This is a genomic window from Bacillus sp. ISL-18, from assembly GCF_018613415.1.
Lineage (GTDB): Bacteria > Bacillota > Bacilli > Bacillales > Cytobacillaceae > Neobacillus.
In genome coordinates this window covers 17,351-37,664 of sequence record NZ_JAGGQG010000024.1, presented here as the reverse complement: position 1 = coordinate 37,664, position 20,314 = coordinate 17,351, and the positions used below count along the sequence as shown (strand labels likewise).

The following is a 20,314-nucleotide window of genomic DNA, read 5'->3' as shown; positions in this document are numbered from 1 at the left end:
CGAGGTGAAAGTATGTTTTTAACAGATAGAAAATTTGAAGCACGTATCACGGAATTAGAGGGTTATCGGTACCGGGACATGACGGCGATCCACTCATTTTACACACAGGAAGATGATGGGGCCATCGGTGCCCATCCTCCGGCTGCCTATAATGAACAACATGTGCTGAAAATCGGCGACTACTGGAAAGGCCGCGATCGCTATATTTGGCTTCATGCAGAGATTGATACTCATTTGCCCTATGCCGATCAGCAGATTGCGGGTCTTTTCTCGTTTGGAAAAACGGGCGGGGGGAATAATTCAGGCTTTGAATCCCTTCTCTTTATCAATGGCAAGCCTTATCAAGGTGTCGATTCCAACCATGAAGAAGTCCTTTTTGATGACGAAACCGCCAAGGGGCCGATTCGCTTGGATTTCCGGCTCTGGTCAGGGCTTGAGGGCGGCGGAGAATCGAGGGAAAATGAATTTAAACTGGAAATGGAAGCGATCGGCTGGCTGGATCGTCGGGTAGATAACCTCTACTATACGCTTTTGGCCGCCTATGAGGTGTTAAAAGAAACAAGTGAGTCAGACTCCGCCTCTCCCATTTTGAAAAAGTTGATCTCTGATGCCTTGCAGTTGATTAATTGGACCGAGCCCGGCAGTCCGGAGTTTTATCAGTCCTGTTATGTGGCAGAGGAAAGCCTTACAGAGGCGATTCAATCATTTTCCAAATCATCCGATATCACCATCCACACCATCGGTCATACCCATATTGATGTGGCGTGGCTTTGGCGCTTGAAAAATACAAGAGAGAAGGCTGCCCGTTCCTTTTCAACGGTCTTGCATCTAATGAATCAATTCCCTGACTATTTATTTTTGCAAACACAGCCGCAGCTCTATGATTATATCAAAACAGATTATCCTGAGATTTATGCTCAAATAAAGGAGAGAGTGGCAGAAGGCAAGTGGGAAGCTGGCGGTGCGATGTGGCTTGAGGCTGATTGCAATATTCCGAGCGGCGAATCGCTTGTCCGCCAAATCCTTCACGGGAAAAACTTTTTTAAAGAAGAGTTTGGTGTTGATTGCCAGTATCTATGGCTGCCGGATGTGTTCGGCTACAGCTGGGCCCTGCCGCAAATCCTACAAAAATCAGGCATTAAAACGATGATGACGACAAAAATCAGCTGGAACCAGTATAACCGGATGCCGCATGATACCTTTCACTGGAAAGGGATCGATGGGACGGAGATTTTAACGCATTTTATTACGACGCCGGAACCATGGAATTCCCAGACTCTTGGTTCTATACGTATAATGGCTTTATTACGGCGAAAACGGTGAATGGTGCTTGGAAAGGGTATCGTGATAAGGACTTATCTAAAGATTTGCTTCTCTCCTATGGATATGGTGATGGCGGAGGCGGGGTCAACCGTCATATGCTAGAAATGCGCCGTCGATTTGATTCGCTGCCAGGGATGCCGAATGTGAAAACGTCGACAGCGGGGGAATTTTTTGACAAGCTCCACCAAAATGTATCAGAAGCAAATGGCTATATCCATAAATGGGATGGGGAGCTATATCTTGAATACCATCGGGGCACCTATACAAGCCAGGCCTTTATGAAGCAGATGAACCGAAAACTGGAGATTTTATATAGACGGGCGGAATTCCTCACTTCGTGGCTGTCTGAGAATGGAGAGTGGAGCGGAAGGGATGAGCTGAAAGACGGCTGGAAGATTATTTTGCGTAATCAATTCCATGATATTATTCCCGGCTCCTCCATTCATGAGGTGTATGAGGATGCCAAGGAAGAATACCAAGAGGCGCATGAGTTAGTTCAAAGCCTGGAATCCCGTATCATTCAGCATGGTGTGAACCAAGCTGACCGCTCTGTTGTGCTCTTTAACGCGACCCATCAGCAGAGTAGGAGAAATGTGACAGTCCCTCAATTTGCCGATTTTGCTGCTGGTGTTTGGAAGGACAGTAAGGGAGAAATCCTAACCCATCAAAAACGGGATAACGGCTGGCTTATTGAGGTCGACACCCTGCCATCCTTTGGTGCCAAGAATTTATTTTTTGAGCCTGTGGGGACCGTACAGGAAGCGGAATCGAATTTTACCTATCAGGAAGGTAAGTTGGAGACACCGTATTACCTTGTGGAATGGAGTGAATTTGGTCAAATGACGTCGCTTTTTGATAAGGAAGCGGGGCGTCAGGTTCTTTCTGAAAATCAAAAGGGGAATATCCTGCAAATTTTTGAAGATAAGCCGCTTGCCCATGATGCTTGGGATATCGATCTTTTCTATCAAGAAAAAATGGAAGAAATCCGCCGGTTAGAGACGTTTGAAGTAGTGGAGAATGGGGAATTGACGTTTACGATGCTTGCCAAGTGGACGTATCACCATTCTGAAATTTCTCAGCGGATGATATTCTACAAAAATGACCGCCGCATTGATTTTGATACAACGGTGGAATGGCATGAAAAGAGAAAATTACTGAAGGCCGCTTTCCCTGTGGATATCCGCGCAACCGAGGCGACCTATGATATTCAATATGGAAATGTAAAGCGCCCGACCCATTGGAATACGAGCTGGGATATGGCCAAATTTGAAACCGTTGCCCATCAATGGGCTGACCTGTCAGAGCCGGACTATGGGGTAAGTTTACTGAACGATTCCAAATATGGCTATGACATCAAAGAAAATACGATGAGGATCACTTTATTAAAAGCGGCGATTCATCCAGATCCGCAAGCGGATCAGGGAACACATTCGTTTGTTTATTCACTTTATCCTCATATAGGGGATTGGCGCGATGCGAAGACGGTGGAAAAAGCATGGGATCTAAATGACCCTATTCTGGCTGTGGAAGGAAAATGGGAAAAAGAGGAGTCATTCCTGGCAATCGATTCGGACCATGTTTGGATTGATGCGATTAAGCCGGCTCACGATGGCAACGGAATTATCATCCGCCTGCATGAATATGAAGGGCGGAGGGGGAAAGTCTCTCTGGACGTTCTTAGAGGCATCACCTCATGGGTGGAGACCAATTTAATGGAAGAATCAATTGGAGAAGAATCTTCATCCCCCATTGAGGTTGAAATCAAGCCTTATGAGATTAAGACTTTAAGAGTTTTATAGGAAAAAAATAACCGGCTGGACCATTCCAGTCGGTTATTGTCTTTTTTCGCCTAATTGTTGTAAAAACTTCTAAGATTTTTGCACTTAATCCTAAATTAGTCAACTATAAATAGGCCACTTTTCACTATAGAATAAAGGTATGGAAGTGCTTACATAAAAGCGGGAGGAGGACAAAGATGAAACGGATACTGAACGATCTTTATAAAAATCGAATTTGGCTGCTGATGGTTTTACCAGGCACCATTTGGCTGCTGCTATTCTCGTATTTGCCGATGTTTGGACAGGTTTTGGCCTTTAAAAAATTTCGGATTGATCCCGATGGTTTTTTTGCCAGCGTGATGAATAGTGAATGGGTTGGCTTAGATAACTTCAAATATCTATTTAGTACAAATGACGCCTGGATTATTACACGAAATACGATACTCTATAACGTTGTCTTTATTGTATTAGGGTTAGTAACTGCGGTGGCAACAGCCATCCTGCTCAGTGAGTTAATCAATAAGAGGTTGTCAAAGGTTTATCAAACCTCTATCTTGTTCCCACATTTTATTTCTTGGGTTATTGGCAGTTACTTTGTTTTCACTTTCTTAAGTACGGAACACGGTTTGTTAAATCATATTCTTGGCTGGTTCCATGTTGACCCTGTTTCGTGGTATAGCGAGTCGAAGTATTGGCCGTTTATTCTTGTATTTATGAGCATGTGGAAAGGGATAGGTTACGGCAGTATTGTTTATTTAGCATCCATCGTCGGGATTGATCGGAGCTATTATGAGGCAGCGATGATTGATGGCGCCTCCAAATGGAAGCAGATTAAACATGTTACCTTGCCAATGCTTAAACCTTTAATGATTATCTTAACGATTATGAATATTGGCCGGATCTTCAACTCGGATTTCGGATTGTTTTATCAAGTGCCAAGAGATTCGGGAGCTTTGTATGGAGTAACAAATGTTATTGATACATTCGTATACCGCGGTCTTATGAATCTTGGGGATATTGGGATGAGTACGGCGGCGGGTCTATACCAGTCGGCTGTTGGATTTATCCTTGTTATGATTACGAACTATATTGTCCGAAAAGTGGATGAGGAGAGTGCCTTGTTTTAATGTTCATTTCTTTACGAAGGGAGGAAAAGTCGCCCGGCGGCTGCTTATATGCCAAAACTAGAACAAACCCATTCATCGCTTGCTATTTCAAAACCAGTAGAAGAAATTAAAAGAGGGGTAACAAGGAAAAAGTATCGAGACCCTCAACATATGCATCCGGCCGCAAATACTATTATTGCTGTGCTGCTAGGGATTCTCGCGGTTACATGTGTCTTTCCTTTTATCTATGTGATTATTATTTCGTTTACAAGTGAGGAAAGTATTGTCAGGAATGGTTTTCAACTGATCCCAAACGAATGGAGCACGGATGCTTATCGGTATCTATGGGGGATGAAGGAGTCTTTTTTCCGCTCTTATGGTGTCACGATTTTTATTACCATTTTCGGTACCATTATCAGTGTGTTCATGATAACCTTTTATGCCTACGCGATTTCAAGACCGCAATTTAAGTATCGAAAATTTTTCACATTCCTGGCATTCTTTACGATGCTGTTCAGCGGCGGGTTGGTACCGACTTACATCGTCGTCACTCAATTTTTACATTTAAAAAATTCGATTTGGGCGTTGATCCTTCCACTTGCAATGAATGCGTTTTATATTATCATCATGAGAACTTTCTTCTTAAAGTCTGTTTCTGAATCAATTTTAGAATCGGCCAGAATAGATGGAGCAAGTGAATGGCGAATCTTTTTCCAAATCATCTTCCCGCTTTCCTTACCGGGAATTGCTACGATTGCACTGTTTAGTACACTGGGTTATTGGAATGACTGGTTTACCGCTTTGCTTTATATTGATGACCCTAATCTGGTACCGCTTCAAGCTTTACTGATGAAAATAGAGGCAAATCTTGAGTTTATGAGAAAAAATATGGATGTAGCTATCATGCAGACAAGTTTATTTGATACCATCCCGCAAGAATCAGCCAAAATGGCTATGGTTGTGATCGCCACCTTACCAATTGCAGTGTCGTACCCGTTCTTTCAAAAGTACTTTATTAGCGGACTGACCATTGGCGGCGTTAAAGAATAACTAACAGAAAGAGGAGAAAAGGAATGAAGAAAAAGAAACTTGGCATTATTCTCGCATCCGTCCTGGCAGCTGGAACCCTATTATCTGCCTGCAGCAGCAAAGACAGTGCCACATCAGAAAAAGGCGGTAAAAATGGCGCCCCATATGAAATTAAATGGTACACCATTGGAACCCCGCAAAAAGATACTGATAAGGTTTTTGCAGAGGTGAACAAATATACAAAGAAAAAAATCAATGCCACAGTGAAAATGACGCAAATTGACTGGGGCGATTGGGATCAAAAGTCACAAGTCATGATTAATTCAGGGGAATCCTTTGATATTATCTTTACAAATGGCACCTCTTACGTTCAAAATGCCCAAAAAGGTGCATTCCTCGCCATTGATGATCTGTTAAATAAGGAAGGTAAAGCACTAAAAGACGTAATCAACCCTGACTTATTAGAAGGAAATAAAGTTGACGGTAAACTTTACGGCGTCCCTACTAACAAAGAGGTGGCCAGACAAGATGTATATACATTTAACAAACGCCTTGTTGATAAATATCAATTTGATCTTTCGAAGGTAAAAACGTTACAAGACCTTGAGCCAATGCTGAAGACGATTAAAGAAAATGAATCTGGTGTTACACCAATGGCAACCTTTAAAGCACCTTTACGCTTTGACTATGTCTTCAATAATGAAATGCCTTTTGCCTTCCCGTTTGAAGGTGATACTAACAAAGTGATCAATCCATTTGACACGGATGCTGCTATGAAACAATTTAAAACCATGCGCGAGTACTATAAAGCTGGCTATCTTAAAGAAGATGCCGCAACAAGTAAAGACAGCTGGCCAATGGATGTACAAAACTGGTTTGTCCGCATGGGCGGTTCCCAGCCATATGCTGATTTACTATGGTCCCGTTCTGCCAAGTATGAAGTAGTATCTGTTCCTGCTGAACAACCAACGATTGTTAATGATTCTGTTTCTGGTTCGATTCAAGCGATTTCCGCAACATCTAAGAATCCGGAAAAAGCTATGGAATTTTTAACGCTGCTCAATACAGATCCATATCTCCGCAACCTTGTTGATAAAGGAATTGAAGGAGTACATTACAAGAAGAATGCAGATGGCACGATTGAAGACCTGCCTGCACGTATCGACGGATATAATATGCCATCTTACTCTTTAGGCAACCACTTTATCTTGGATTTGTACAAGGACGATCCAAAAGATAAATGGGAAAAGTTCAAGGAATTTAACGCTTCTGCTGTAAAGGCACCATCACTTGGTTTCAAATTTAACAGTGATCCAGTTCGCTCAGAGCTTGCTTCCATTACCAACATCTCGAAAGAGTTTTACCCGGCATTGGCCACAGGTTCGGTTGATCCGGAAACATACCTGCCAAAATTCAATAAAAAGCTGAAAGAGGCTGGACTTGACAAGGTGTTAAAAGAAATTCAAAAGCAATACGACGAGTGGAAAAGCTCACAAAAATAAGTAAAAAAAAATCAAGCTGGGTGGAGTATTCCGGCTTGATTTTATTTCGAGGATAGGATGAATTTACCTGGAACGGCAAAGAAAGTTAGCTAGTCTTCGATCCTCTCTATTGTGTTACACTTGAACTGAAAAATATGGACAACCCGAGGGATTGGAAAAATGAAATTAAAACAAAACAGCCGTTTTCATCAAAAAATATTTAATAAACTTTTTTTAACTTCCTCCATTACGATTATTGTAACGGTAATCGTCTTAATTGTGACTATTACAAACTATTATTCCGATATCATCATTCAGAAGGAAGTCAATGTGAATACTAGGACGATCGAACGGGTAGAGGATTATTTTTCTGCCAAAGATTCAGATATCAATAAAGCGATCAGGGATATTTACGTTCAAGGGGATCTGATCGATGATATCTCCTTTGCCCTCCATAATGGCTATGGGAAATATCTAGAATACCGCCTTGATCGATTTTCGGAGGACCGCACGTATTTTCCTAGCAATCTTGATACCTATTTTAATGGCTTTTTTAGCCAAGACAGTGATATTAACGCCATTAGCTTACGTTCATTGGATCGTGTAGGAATCGAATATTTACTTATCAATAATTATCTTCGCTGGAATAAGAGTATCGTTGAACCGAAGCCGTATACACATGATACCCTGCCGGGGGGATACTCTCACTTAAATGAGGCTGGACTGCCACAAGGGCGGGAATTAAAAGATACCATTACAAAAAAGGTGGTCATTAATAACCCAGTCACCCTTGAGAAACTTGGGGAAATCTCCATCTATTACTCTACTGAACATTTAGATAAGATGGTCAAAAGGGATGAAGGTGCACCGGCTTCTTTCTTTTTAATCGATCAAGACGGCCAAATTGTTTATTCACATAATGAGGGAGTCCCTCTCGCGCTTGTCCATCAATTAAAACAAGAAACAAATGAAACGAAGATAAAGTATAAATTTGAAAAGTATTATGTCAATACCATCGCTAACAAGGGTGATTATACGTTTGTCAGTGTTATTACCGACCAAGGGTGGCAAAAGTTATCCATTGTCAGGGGAACTATGTGGGTCGTAATCATTTTACTTATTATGGCGGCCATTTTACTGTCTTATTCGTTTATGCAAAATTATTCGAAACGGATTAATAAGATTGTTGCGACGATTCGTCAAGTGGAAAAGGGGAACCTGGATGCACGGATTCCCGAGTCCAAACATGAAGATGAATTATCGAGCATTGCCTCTAATATGAATTCCATGCTTAATGAATTGAATAATTATATAGAACAATTTTACATGCTCAATATGAAGCAGCAGCAGGCGGAATTAAAAGCGCTACAAGCTCAAATCAATCCTCATTTTTTATTCAATACGCTTGAAGCAATCAGAATGGTAGCGGTCTTGGAGGGCTCCAAAACGTCCAGTAAAATGATTTTTCATTTATCCAAATTGTTTCGCTACTCGCTGGAATCAAAGGATACCGTCCCATTCTATACCGAAGTGGAATATGTCAAACAATATTTAACCTTAATGCAGTTTAAGCATCCGGATAAGCTCGAAGTCCACTTCGATATTCCAGACGAGGTAGAACAAACCCCTGTTCAAAAATTGATCCTTCAGCCGATTATTGAGAATTACTTTATTCATGGTTTTAAAAAGGATCGGTCCGATAATGAATTAAACATTTATGGGGCCAATCTTGGTGAAAAAATCGAAATTTGTATAGAAGATAACGGTAAAGGTATGTCTGAAGATGAACTGGCCAAAGTTGTTCAACATATTAATGGTGAAGAGGGCGATGAAATGAAATCAATCGGGTTAAGAAATATCCATCAACGTTTGAAACACAAGTATGGGGACCAGTTTGGGCTCTCGGTAAAAAGCAGCAAAGACACAGGAACAAGGGTCACATTGTCCATTCCAGTGCAGGGCCTTTACCATGTTTAAGGTGTTACTTGCTGATGATGAACCCATCATCACAAAAGGACTGGCGGCCATCTTGGATTGGGAAGATTACGGGTTTGAAATCGTCCATACAGCAGAAAGCGGGGAGGAGGCGCTCTCCTATATTAAGAAATATCCCATCGATATCCTCATCACGGATATATTGATGGGGGAAATGTCCGGCTTAGACCTGATACAAGAGGTAAATAGCATCCGGCCTGAGACCAAAAGTATGGTTTTAACAGGATATCAAGAGTTTGATTTTATCAAACGAGGGTTGTTATTAGGAATTGAAAATTATTTGGTAAAGCCTGTGGATGAAGAGGAATTATTGACAACGCTTCAAGTCCTCGGACGGAAATTAAAAGCTGAAGCAGCAGGCAGTAAGGCACAAGAAACAGCCACCCTGCTGGACAATACGTTATGGAGTTATCTAAATGGCGAAATAGACAGGCATAACTGCCTCGAAAGATTGGCCTTATACCAAATCGAATTTAACCAGACAATGTACGCGGTTTCAATCCTAACTATTGAACATTACCACAATCCAGAGGTTGTAAATGGTGTCAGGCACCATATTGAAGAGCAATACTCGGCATTATGTTTCTATAGTCCTCATCAAGAAATTGTGATTTTTTTCGGCGGTGCGAGTGAAGAGGAACTGGAAAAGCAGCATCAAAGCCTTGTGGAGGACCTCCGCAATGAACAAAGAAGGACAGGCTTATTCTATTTGTCGATGGGAAAGCCCGTCTGTACGATGGATGAATTTGAAGAAAGTTTTATGGTAGCTAGGGAAAATAGCTCTCTTCAGCTATACTCAGAACCGAATGTGCTCCTGACCGATAAACTAGCAGTCGACCGCCAGGAAGATCTGAAACGTCAGCAGGAGTTCAAGGAGAATATTGTAAAGCAGCTCATGAATGAGGAGGAAGAATCATTAAAATTGATTGATTTATTCTTTAAGGGATTAACAGAAAAATCAACCATCATCTCCCCTCATGTGGCAAAAAAATATACATTTGATTTAATTTCTTATATTCATTATTCCCTGCAGCCGGATGACCTTTCGCTTTATACCGCTGTCGTTGAACGGATTGTTTATTGCTCGGATATCGGGCAGATGAGGACCATCTTGACTGAATATTGCTACGAGTTAATCTTGACCATTCATAATCATGTTCATTTGCGAAGCCCCATTGTACAGAATGTGCTCCAGTACATCCATGCACACTATGACCAGGGGCTGTCCTTAAAAACACTAGGGCAGCAGTTCCATGTCAATGCCATTTATCTGGGGCAGTTGTTTCAAAAGGAAGTAGGGGTTGTCTTTTCAGAATATCTTAATCGCTACCGATTGGAGAAAGCAAAGGAATTACTGAAAACCACCCATTATCGAGCAGGGGATATAGGAAAAAAGGTCGGGTATTCAGATACTACTTACTTTTATAAGCAATTCAAGAAAATCATTGGCACGACACCGAGTGAGTGGAGGAAAATTTAATCGTGCATGACCATTTAATAGAGAGAAGCGGTGATCTAGATGGAAAAAAATATTAATCAACTAAACTATCGTTTTCCTGAAAAATTTTGGTGGGGAAGTGCCGCATCCGGTCCGCAAACGGAAGGGGCCGCAATGATGGATGGAAGAAAGCAAAGTATCTGGGATTATTGGTACAGCGTAGAGCCTGATTGTTTTCATCATCAGGTCGGCCCGGAGCAGACATCTGATTTCTATCATCGCTTTAAAGAAGACATTCAGTTAATGAAAGAAACGGGGCATAACTCCTTTCGAACCTCAATTCAATGGTCCCGGTTAATTCCGGATGGAACTGGGGAAGTAAACGAGAAGGCCGTTGCCTTTTACAATCAAGTCTTCGATGAGCTGCTGGCCCAGAAAATAGAGCCGTTTGTGAATTTATATCATTTTGATATGCCGATGTGTATGCAGGAAATAGGCGGCTGGGAAAGCCGGGAAGTCGTCGATGCCTATGTGAATTATGCAAGAACTTGCTTCCGTTTATTTGGAGGCCGCGTGAAATACTGGTTTACTTTTAACGAACCGATTGTTCCAGTCGAGGCAGGCTATTTATATAATTGGCATTATCCGAATGTAACAGATTTCAAACGGGCAGCTGTTGTTGCGCACCATACGATTGTGGCCCATGCAAGGGCGGTAGAGGCCTTTAAGAAAGAGAAGATAGCAGGGAACATCGGCATCATCCTGAACCTAACGCCTACCTATCCAAGAAGCAAGGATGATTCGGAAGATGTAGCCGCAGCCCATATTTCGGATCTGTTCTTTAACCGCAGTTTTCTTGATCCAGTCACAAAAGGGGAGTATCCGCGTGATTTGGTTGATCTCTTAAAAGAAAGAGAGCTGCTTCCAACGGTGGAGGCCAGCGATTTGGACGTGATCAGAGAGAATCCGATTGATCTTTTAGGTGTGAACTACTACCAGCCGCGCCGTGTAAAAGCGAAGGAGCAGCCGGAGCCGGAGAATACTCCGTTTATGCCGGAACATCTTTTTGATCCTTATATCATGCCAGGGCGGAGAATCAATCCGCATCGTGGCTGGGAGATATGCGAGGAAGTCATCTATGACATTATGATCGATCTTCGTGACCATTATGGAAACATCCCCTTCTTCATCTCCGAGAATGGCATGGGGGTTGAGGGAGAAGAGAAGTTTCGTAACGAAGAAGGATTCATTGAGGATGACTATCGGATTGAGTTTGTGAAAGAACATTTAAAGTGGGTACATAAAGGAATTCAGGAAGGAGCCAATTGTCTTGGATATCATATCTGGACCTTCATGGATAACTGGTCATGGACAAACGCCTATAAGAACCGCTACGGGTTGGTAGAAGTAGATTTGAAGAATGGTCTAAAAAGAACCATAAAAAAATCCGGCCGATGGTATAAACTGCTGGCAGAGAACAAAGGATTTTAGCTTGGTGAGACGAACAATTTACACGTAGGGGGATTCTAATGAAAGCCTACATGGTATTCGATATTGGCGGCACGTATATCAAATATGCGGTTATGGATGAAACGGCCAAGAAACTGATCAGCGGAAAGCTGGCAACTCCCAAAGAAGGCTTGGAGAGCTTTTTGCTGACTTTACAAAGAATTGTAGAACAATATGCGGATGACTTTGAACTGCAAGGAATTGCCGTAAGTTCTCCAGGATCTGTAGATGTAAAAACAGGCATTATTGGCGGGGCCAGTGCGATTCCCTATATCCATGGAGTCAACATGACCGGACTCATAAAGGAACGGACGGGACTTCAGACAACGATTGAAAATGATGCCAATTGCGCTGCCCTGGCGGAAGGCTGGCTAGGTGCGGCCAAAGGAACGGATTACTATATTTGTATTGTGATAGGCACAGGAATTGGCGGAAGTATTGTCCTGAACCAATCGATTTTACGCGGGGCCTCGCTGCACGGCGGGGAGTTCGGTTACATGATTATGGGAGCTCCCTTCCAAGAACCGCTGCAAGCAACCTGGAGCCATGTCGCTTCCACTAATGCCCTTGTGGAGGAAGTGGAAAGGAGAAAGTTGCTTGAGAAAGGGACGCTGAACGGAGAAAAGGTCTTTCGTTTGGCCGAAGAAGGCGACCTTATTGCCCAAGACTGTATTGCTGAGCTTTATAAGAGGTTGGCAATTGGTATCTATAATTTAAAATATGCCTTAGACCCGCAAAAAATCCTGATTGGCGGGGGAGTTAGCAAGCGGCAGGACGTGATTGCCGGGATCAATCGTGAATTAAAGGGATTAAGAAATGATATATCCACGTTACATATTGAGGTAGAAGCGTGTCAATTTGGTAACGATGCCAACTTAATCGGGGCCTTGTTTCATTTTCTGAATGATAAGGACGGTTTCAAGAATAATAGACTAGGAGGAGTTGTAAATGCTTGGTGCGATTGAAGCGGGAGGGACAAAATTTGTTTGTGCTGTCGGAGACGAAACGGGAAAGATAACGGACCGAATTCAGATTCCCACGACTATTCCGGAAGAAACCCTTCCAAAAGTCATCGATTTTTTTAAAAAGTACCCAGTGGAGGCGATCGGGATTGGCTCATTTGGCCCAATTGATGTCAATCGGGAAAGTCCGACTTACGGGTATATTACGTCTACACCAAAACCAGGGTGGAAGGACTATCCGTTTGTGCAAACGATTCAGGATGCCTTTGATGTTCCCATTGGCTTTCATACAGATGTAAATGCGGCCGCATTAGGCGAGGCGACCTTTGGTGCAGCCAAAGGGCTGGACAGCTGTTTATATATTACGGTTGGCACAGGAATTGGTGCAGGGGCGCTTGTTCAGGGGCAACTGCTTCAAGGGCATTCACATCCGGAGATGGGGCATATTTTGGTACGACGTCATCCAAGAGATTCCTATCAGGGAAGATGCCCGTACCACGGTGATTGCCTGGAGGGACTGGCGGCGGGGCCTGCCATTGAAGAACGATGGGGAGAAAAAGGAGTCCGTTTGGCGGAGCGAGAAGAAGTATGGGAACTGGAAGGCTACTATATCGCCCAGGCCCTGATGCAATATATTCTGATTCTTTCTCCAAAAAGGATCATCTTAGGCGGCGGCGTGATGAACCAAAAACAAGTATTCGCTTCTATCTATCAGTATTTGGAGGAGTTTCTGCGTGATTATGTGTCGTTGCCGGAGCTGTCGGAGTATATTGTAAGTCCTGGTCTGGGAGATAATGCAGGGATTACGGGGGCGCTTTTGCTGGCGCGGCAGGCATGGAGTGAGAGTAGGAAAGTATTTTAATAGAGGGAACGTACTACTCGGGAGAGTGGTACGTTTTTTTTGTGTGGGTGGCTTGAATAAATTCGAGAAGTTGGACTCTTCTAATGGACAATTTCCCGCTGTTCGATGGGGTTTTGTCTAATAGAGTTATCGCTATTGGACAATTACCAAAGGGAATCTAAAATTTTGTCCAATAGCCGCTGTCTATTACACAGATTTGAGAGGGCACACCCTAGTTTAGTCCTTCATCCCTAGATGAAGGACATTTTTCGTGCAGCACGACTTTAACATTCTGAATTGTTCAATAGTGTTCTTTACTTTAACCAATGAATCTATGTTTTAGCCAATAGGATGATAGGAATAGTATTGCTAAAATAGTGGAAAGGCTTACATTTATGCCGATTTATGGGATGAAATGTAACCTATTTTACTTAAAAGGGGGCGGGGCTATCAATCAATAAATCTATTGATGCCTTACATAATTGTAGGTGATCAACTTACTTCTTTTGTCTAAGCAGCTAAGCTGAAAAAAGGGGAGGGAAATGGATGTTTTCACGAATGGGAAAAACGAAAAAAACACTGATCGTCACAATTTCGGCGCTTTTTACCTTGCAGGCCGGCTTTGCAACCTCAGCCTTGGCGGGGGATACACTACCATATACAGGTAGCAGCGCAACCGGATTAAATCAGCCAACCCAGCACGGTTATACATCGAATGACATTTTAAAATGGAAACCGGAAACAGATAAAGATTCAGAGATGCTCAGGTCGAGAGTCCCATTACAACAACGTAATGAAGCATTTACCGCCACACAGGCAAACCCTAATTTGAGCCCGGAAACACAAATGTCTAATATTGCAGGTGACTATGGGAATGCTTTTATGGACAGTACCGCCTACACGAATAAATTCGGGCAGTATACGTTTCCGTACTGGCAGTATGTAGATTATTACTCTTATTGGCATGGAATGGCGACAGCCGATGTTCCAAAAGATTTATATGATCCGAGCCTTCAATGGTATGAAAGATGGTTTGAATTTGGTGCATTAAATATCCCAAATCCGGCTTATACCAATGCCGCCCATAAAAACGGAGTCAAATCCCTTGCTGTTATTTTCTTCTCAAGCAATGACAGGGGTCCGCAAACCTATACGCAAATGCTTGTCAAAGACAAGGATGGGAACTTCCCTGTTGCTGAAAAACTGATTGAAATGGCTAAGTATTATGGATATGACGGCTATTTCTTTAACCAAGAAGAGCTTTCCGGGGTAGCTGTGAAAGATATCCCTACTTATAAAGAGTTTTTAAAGGTTTTACGAAATAGTGGTTTATATGTCCAGTGGTACGATGCAGTTAATAATACAACTGGTAAATTAAAATACGACAACGAATTTACCTCCGGAAATAGTCCGTTTGTAAAGGATCCGCAATATGGCGATCTGGCTCAGTCAATGTTCTTAAATTACAATTGGAACAAACAAAAGTTGTTAAATTCGAAGACACTGGCAGAGAGCTTAGGTTTAAATCCTCTGGAGACGGTGTTTGCCGGTGTGGAAGCAGGCGGCGATCGATTTAATACCCATCGGAACGATCTTCGCAATAATTTAGACAGCACAGGAAAACCGATGAACAGTATCGCCATGCTTGGAGCGGACTTTACCCATCATGGCTTGGATGAAGATCTCGGCGGAGCGGATACGATGCGCCGCAACAACAGCGATTACCAATGGATGTCGTTTATTCGTGACCGTGCATGGTGGACAGGTCCTAACCTTGATCCAACCAATACGGGCAGAAATGCAAACGCTGCCCTTTCTGATGTAGCGGCAAAAGGCGATAACTGGGATGGTGTTGCTGCGTATATCGCTGAACGCAGTGTTATTCAGGGCTCCAACTTTGTCTCCAATTTTAACATGGGCCGCGGATTAGCCTATTATGTCAATGGCAAGGTCAGTAACAATGAAGAATGGTCCAATATCAATATTCAGGATATTCCTGTGACATGGCAGTGGTGGATGCAAACATCAGGCATGCCGCTTCAGGCTGATTTTGATTTCGGTCCTAATTACAATGCAGGCTCACGCTACCATTATCAAAAGGTAGGTGCCTATAACGGCGGAAACTCACTTGTTGTAAATGGCACATTGGATGCGGAAAACTTTTTACACCTTTATAAAACTGATTTAAAAGTAAAAGCGGGCTCCAAATTTTCAATCACCTACAATAAAACATCCCAAGATGATGCATCTGTGATGAGCGTCGGTTTACTTTTTAAAGATGCACCGGAAAAAGTTGTGAAAGTGACCGTACCGAATTCTGGTAAAAAGACCGATGGATGGGTGACAGCCGATCTTGACTTGTCCGAATATGCTGGCAAAGAGATTGAAGCCTTTGGAATCGTCTTTGATAACGGGGCACAAGGACAAATCAATAATTATCAGGTCAATATTGGCCAGGTGAAAATCAGCGACAACTCGATTGAGAAACCGAAGGCACCTACAGGACTTCAGATTACTGAAGCTTTACGTGATTCTAATGAAATGTATATCTCTTGGAACCTCGCTGATTATGATCATGTAAAACAATACAATGTCTATAATAATGGAGCCTATGTTGGCGGTATTTATGATGATGTCTTTTACATCAAGAATTTGAAAGGGCTATCAGGTGATATTTCCGTCACAGCCGTGAGTCAGGATGGCCAGGAAAGTGAACCTGCTGTTGTCCAGTATGATTTAACAAAAGGGGTTCATAACATAAAAGCTGTCCAAACGGATAACGGCGGTATGGTGGTTTCATGGGAAAATCCTAAGGATGTGGATGGAAAGGTCATCGTCAATCTTTCAACTGAGTATGACTCTGCCAAAGAAGTGAACGAAACGGTCACTGTAAGTAATGGCAAGCCAGAAGCAAAACTGTCCAATATGCCGATTAATGGGGATCAATATCTTCTAAAAATAAAAGTCGGCAGCCATGACTGGATTAGCTATCAGGGCACGTTTGTAGACAAATCAATCGAAGCGTATCCAGCCGAAAAAGTTACCATTAATGGGACTTCCGTGACGTGGGGAATACCGGACGCAAGGGATTGGCATTACCTGTATGTCTATGAAAATGGTGTAGCTAAATCGTTCAATACCACTTACAGTCAAGGACGTAAACCGTATATTGTGCGCGGACGCACGCATTTACAAGAGCTTACCTTTAAAACTCAGTCAACGAACAGCATCCTTGAGTTTGTTATGGAGGACTATTCGGGCAATAAAGTCACTACGGTTGTCAGAATGACCTTAGATGACCTTTACGGTATCATCAACGGATTAGTTGAGAAAAAAGAATTGACCGCAACAGCTGGTGAAATGCTAACGGCCACATTGAACACCGCGAAGGAACATTATGAGGCAGGCCGCTTGAAGCAAGCAGCCACGCAATTAGAAAAGTTTAAAGCTCAAATTGACCGCGGTGAATTCAAAGGCGTTTCACAAGATACGAAAAATAGACTAAAAGCAAGCGCCGACTATTTTTTAAGAACATGGTCGAAGTAAACCGCTGCTAGCCAGCGAAGTTATCAGGTATGGCAGATAAGAAAATGATCTGCCATACTCTTTATTTTTTTGCTGGTTAATGCCCGCGGAAATCAACAGCCAAAAGTTAACACAGTCATTTTTTTAAAAAAAGAATACTAGCTTGGGAGGGAACGACATTGACTTTGGAGAGAATCCAGCGATTTATTCAGCATTTATCGAATCAGCAGATACTAGAGTCGATCGAGATTAAGGATTGGCGTGCAAAACGCGGCGTTTATATGTCACCAGCAAACTATGAGTTTGATTCTGAGGACGGCTTTACCATTAATGAAGGTGATTGGTTAATCGATGCGGGTGGTACCATGTTTTTGGAGAAGGAAGTATCGATCCCCGCTCACTGGCAGAATCGGCCTTTTGGACTTACCTTTCTTGCCGGTGCAAAGGGACGCCGGACTCTCCATGAGGGGTTGGTTTCTATCGATGGCATGCCCCACCATGGAATTGATCGGAACCGTAGTTATGTTCCTTTTCCGGAGAATGTACGGGGAAAGGAACAAATCAACATAAAAATAGAATTATATAACTATGCGGGCCAAACGCTCGATGAGTTAAATTACCAAAATGAACCTGCCGAATATGATCCCCCACCACTAACCCTTCTGAGAGGCAATCTTGATTTTCCAAATACGGCTGTCCAAAGTCTGCTGGCCACCGTGAAGTGTTACTATGACACCGCAAAATTGCTGCCGGAAGGTGACATGGGACGTTTCAAAATCATTGAGAGTTTGACTGAGGTTGAAAAAAGGATTCTGTCTGAAGCGCCGGAAGCGTTAACGAATGGTTTATGGGTTGCTGGCATAGAAGAAGACTTAAAGAAAAAACTATCTGATTTGGCGGGAAACTCCCTTGGTCAAATGTTAATGGTAGGACAGTCTCATATTGATCTGGCCTGGCTCTGGCCGGTAAAGGAAGCTATTCGCAAGTGCAGCCGGACTTTTTCGACGATGAGTACCCTGCTGGATGAGAATCCAGGCTTTACCTATGCACAGAGCCAGCCCCAAGCCTATGCCTTTGTGAAAGAGCATTACCCTGAAATCTATGAAAGGGTGAAAAAGCATATTTCCGATGGGCGCTGGGAGGTTGTCGGAGGCATGTGGGTGGAGCCCGATTTAAATATGCCATCCGGTGAATCATTAGTCCGTCAGTTGTTATATGGGATGAAATTTTACAAGGATGAATTCGGCGTACAGCCAAGAATTGAGTGGCTCCCTGATACCTTTGGCTATTGTGCTTCTCTGCCACAATTGTTAAAGGGTGCAGGAATTGACTATTTTATGACCTCTAAAATGAACTGGAATGACACCAATCCATTTCCTTATGATTTGTTTTATTGGGAAGGGATCGATGGAACGCAGATTCTTTCCTTTTTGAATCATGGATTAAATGAATATACCCACCCCCAAGAAATCCAGAGTCACTGGGATAGTTTTAAGCAAAAGAATGCCCATTCAAAACAGATGCTCCTTTATGGACATGGGGATGGCGGCGGCGGCGTGACACAAGAAATGATTGATTATATTGATCGTTCCGCCTCTTTGCCGGGCTTGCCGGCAGTGGTAAACAGTACAGCCCACGAATTTTTCGATGGGATCCGTGAGGCCAATCCAGCTTTGCCTGCATGGGTGGGGGATATGTATTTGGAGCTTCATCGGGGGACGTACACTACACATGCCCGGAATAAGAAATGGAACCGGAAAGCAGAAGTCCTTTACCGGGATGCAGAGATTTGGCGCAGCCTAGCTGGAAACCTTGCCGGAGCCAATCTTTCTCAGTCATTGAAAGAAGGCTGGAAGCTGCTTCTGCTCAATCAATTTCACGATATAATTCCAGGGTCATCTATTCCGGAGGTCTATGTGGATTCGGAGTCCGATTACAAGAAAATTTTTGCAAACGGCGAAACGGTGAGACAGGAGGCTTTGGATGCGCTTGAAAAGCAAATTGACACCGAGGGCGACGGAGTACCGGTCATCCTCTTTAATAGCTTGTCTTGGAAGAAGTCTGAAACCGTAAGAATGACCGGTGGACCTGAATTGGCAGGAATGGGAGCAGTCAATCAGGAGGGGCAGGAACTTCCAACGGACTTTATTCAAAGGGAAGATGGCCAAACTGAATTAACTGTTTACGTGCCTGAGATTCCAGAAATGGGCTATGCAGCCATATGGTTAAAGGATTTAGGGAAACAAGTAGTCGAGGAACAAGAGGAATTGGGCCGCGAGTGGGAAACAGACTATTATCTGGTGGAATGGAATGAAAAGGGGGAAATTTCCCGCCTTTATGATAAAAAAGCCCAGCGTGAAGTGGTGCCTAGCGGTGCCGCCGCTAATCAGTTCCAGCTCTTCCATGACCGCCCGATGCTCTGGGATGCATGGGATGTGGATCCCCATTTTGAAGACCAGCCGGCGGAAGCGGTTGTCCTTCTTGAGAAAAACATCCAAAAAGGAGCGGTCAAGGATGTGATCCGGTTTAAATGGCAGCTGGCTCAATCAACCATCGAGCAAGAGATGGTTTTCTATCACCACAGTAGACGAATCGATTTCCAAACGCGAGTCGATTGGCAGGAGGAGCACAAATTATTAAAGGTTGCCTTCCCGGTCGATGTGGTTAGCAATAAAGCCACGTTTGAAATCCCGTTCGGATCGGTGGAAAGAGCGACACATACGAATACGAGCTGGGAGCAGGCACAGTTTGAAGTGTGCGGCCACCGCTTTGCCGACCTTTCTGAAGCTGGATATGGAGTCAGTTTGTTGAATGATTGCAAATACGGATATGATGTGAAACAAAATGTTCTGCGCTTATCCTTGCTTCGGGCACCTAGATGGCCTGACAAAGGGGCAGACCAGGGACAACATGAATTTACGTACTCCCTTTTCCCGCATGAAGGTGACTGGCGAGAGGCTGAAGTGGTTAAGCGCGGGTATGAGTTGAATCACCCAGCTGTTGTTCTCTGTACTTCTGCCCATCAGGGAATCCTGCCAAGTTCGCATTCTTTTATAAAGACAGAGTCCAAGCAGGTCATTCTTGATACGGTCAAGCCGTCAGAGGATGGCACGGGGCTTACGCTGAGAATGTATGAATCTAGCGGCGGCAGAGAGAATATTTCCTTATCCTTGGCGGGGCAGGTTCAGTCTGCATATGAAACCAATTTGTTGGAAGAGAGACAGGCAGACATTTCCGTCCAAGGGAACAAGCTATCCTCCTCACTGAAGCCATTTGAAGTAAAAACAATTTTAGTAAGCTTTTAGAATCAAAAAACTACATGGGTCA

12 protein-coding genes are annotated in these 20,314 nt (G+C 43.3%); all 12 read left to right on the top strand.

Annotated elements, in window-relative coordinates:
• The first annotated feature begins 12 nt into the window (after positions 1-12).
• The 12 genes from J7E81_RS31160 (at position 13) to J7E81_RS25620 (ending at position 20,292) form a co-directional block, all read left to right on the top strand.
• Positions 13-1,323 (top strand): glycoside hydrolase family 38 N-terminal domain-containing protein, encoded by a 1,311-nt coding sequence (locus J7E81_RS31160; protein WP_308162282.1) that lies wholly within the window; start codon positions 13-15, stop codon positions 1,321-1,323.
• Positions 1,263-3,122 (top strand): alpha-mannosidase, encoded by a 1,860-nt coding sequence (locus J7E81_RS31155; RefSeq protein ID WP_308162281.1) that lies wholly within the window; start codon positions 1,263-1,265, stop codon positions 3,120-3,122. Before J7E81_RS31160 ends, J7E81_RS31155 begins: the two co-directional genes overlap by 61 nt.
• A 176-nt stretch (positions 3,123-3,298) precedes the next feature.
• Positions 3,299-4,228 carry an ABC transporter permease gene (locus tag J7E81_RS25665; RefSeq protein WP_215046833.1) on the top strand — a complete coding sequence of 310 codons (930 nt, stop codon included), beginning with the start codon at positions 3,299-3,301 and terminating at the stop codon, positions 4,226-4,228.
• Between the two features lie 150 nt (positions 4,229-4,378).
• A complete protein-coding gene (locus J7E81_RS25660; protein ID WP_215047001.1) occupies positions 4,379-5,257 on the top strand; it encodes a carbohydrate ABC transporter permease in 879 nt (292 codons plus the stop codon).
• Between the two features lie 23 nt (positions 5,258-5,280).
• Positions 5,281-6,738: an ABC transporter substrate-binding protein gene (locus tag J7E81_RS25655; protein ID WP_215046831.1), complete on the top strand. Its 1,458-nt coding sequence runs from the start codon at positions 5,281-5,283 to the stop codon at positions 6,736-6,738.
• Between the two features lie 159 nt (positions 6,739-6,897).
• Positions 6,898-8,694 (top strand): sensor histidine kinase, encoded by a 1,797-nt coding sequence (locus J7E81_RS25650; protein WP_215046829.1) that lies wholly within the window; start codon positions 6,898-6,900, stop codon positions 8,692-8,694.
• Positions 8,687-10,192, top strand: a complete 1,506-nt coding sequence (locus tag J7E81_RS25645; protein ID WP_215046827.1) for a response regulator transcription factor — start codon at positions 8,687-8,689, stop codon at positions 10,190-10,192. The genes J7E81_RS25650 and J7E81_RS25645 overlap by 8 nt, the downstream gene beginning before the upstream one ends.
• A gap of 39 nt (positions 10,193-10,231) precedes the next feature.
• A complete protein-coding gene (locus J7E81_RS25640; RefSeq protein ID WP_215046825.1) occupies positions 10,232-11,641 on the top strand; it encodes a glycoside hydrolase family 1 protein in 1,410 nt (469 codons plus the stop codon).
• A 38-nt stretch (positions 11,642-11,679) separates the two neighbouring features.
• A complete protein-coding gene (locus J7E81_RS25635; RefSeq protein ID WP_215046823.1) occupies positions 11,680-12,624 on the top strand; it encodes an ROK family protein in 945 nt (314 codons plus the stop codon).
• The gene (locus tag J7E81_RS25630) at positions 12,608-13,483 is read left to right on the top strand and encodes an ROK family protein (protein WP_215046821.1); all 876 of its coding nucleotides are present in this window, start codon (positions 12,608-12,610) and stop codon (positions 13,481-13,483) included. Before J7E81_RS25635 ends, J7E81_RS25630 begins: the two co-directional genes overlap by 17 nt.
• A gap of 525 nt (positions 13,484-14,008) precedes the next feature.
• Positions 14,009-17,008, top strand: a complete 3,000-nt coding sequence (locus J7E81_RS25625; protein WP_215046819.1) for an endo-beta-N-acetylglucosaminidase — start codon at positions 14,009-14,011, stop codon at positions 17,006-17,008.
• Between the two features lie 164 nt (positions 17,009-17,172).
• Positions 17,173-20,292: an alpha-mannosidase gene (locus J7E81_RS25620; protein WP_215046999.1), complete on the top strand. Its 3,120-nt coding sequence runs from the start codon at positions 17,173-17,175 to the stop codon at positions 20,290-20,292.
• Positions 20,293-20,314 lie beyond the last annotated feature (22 nt).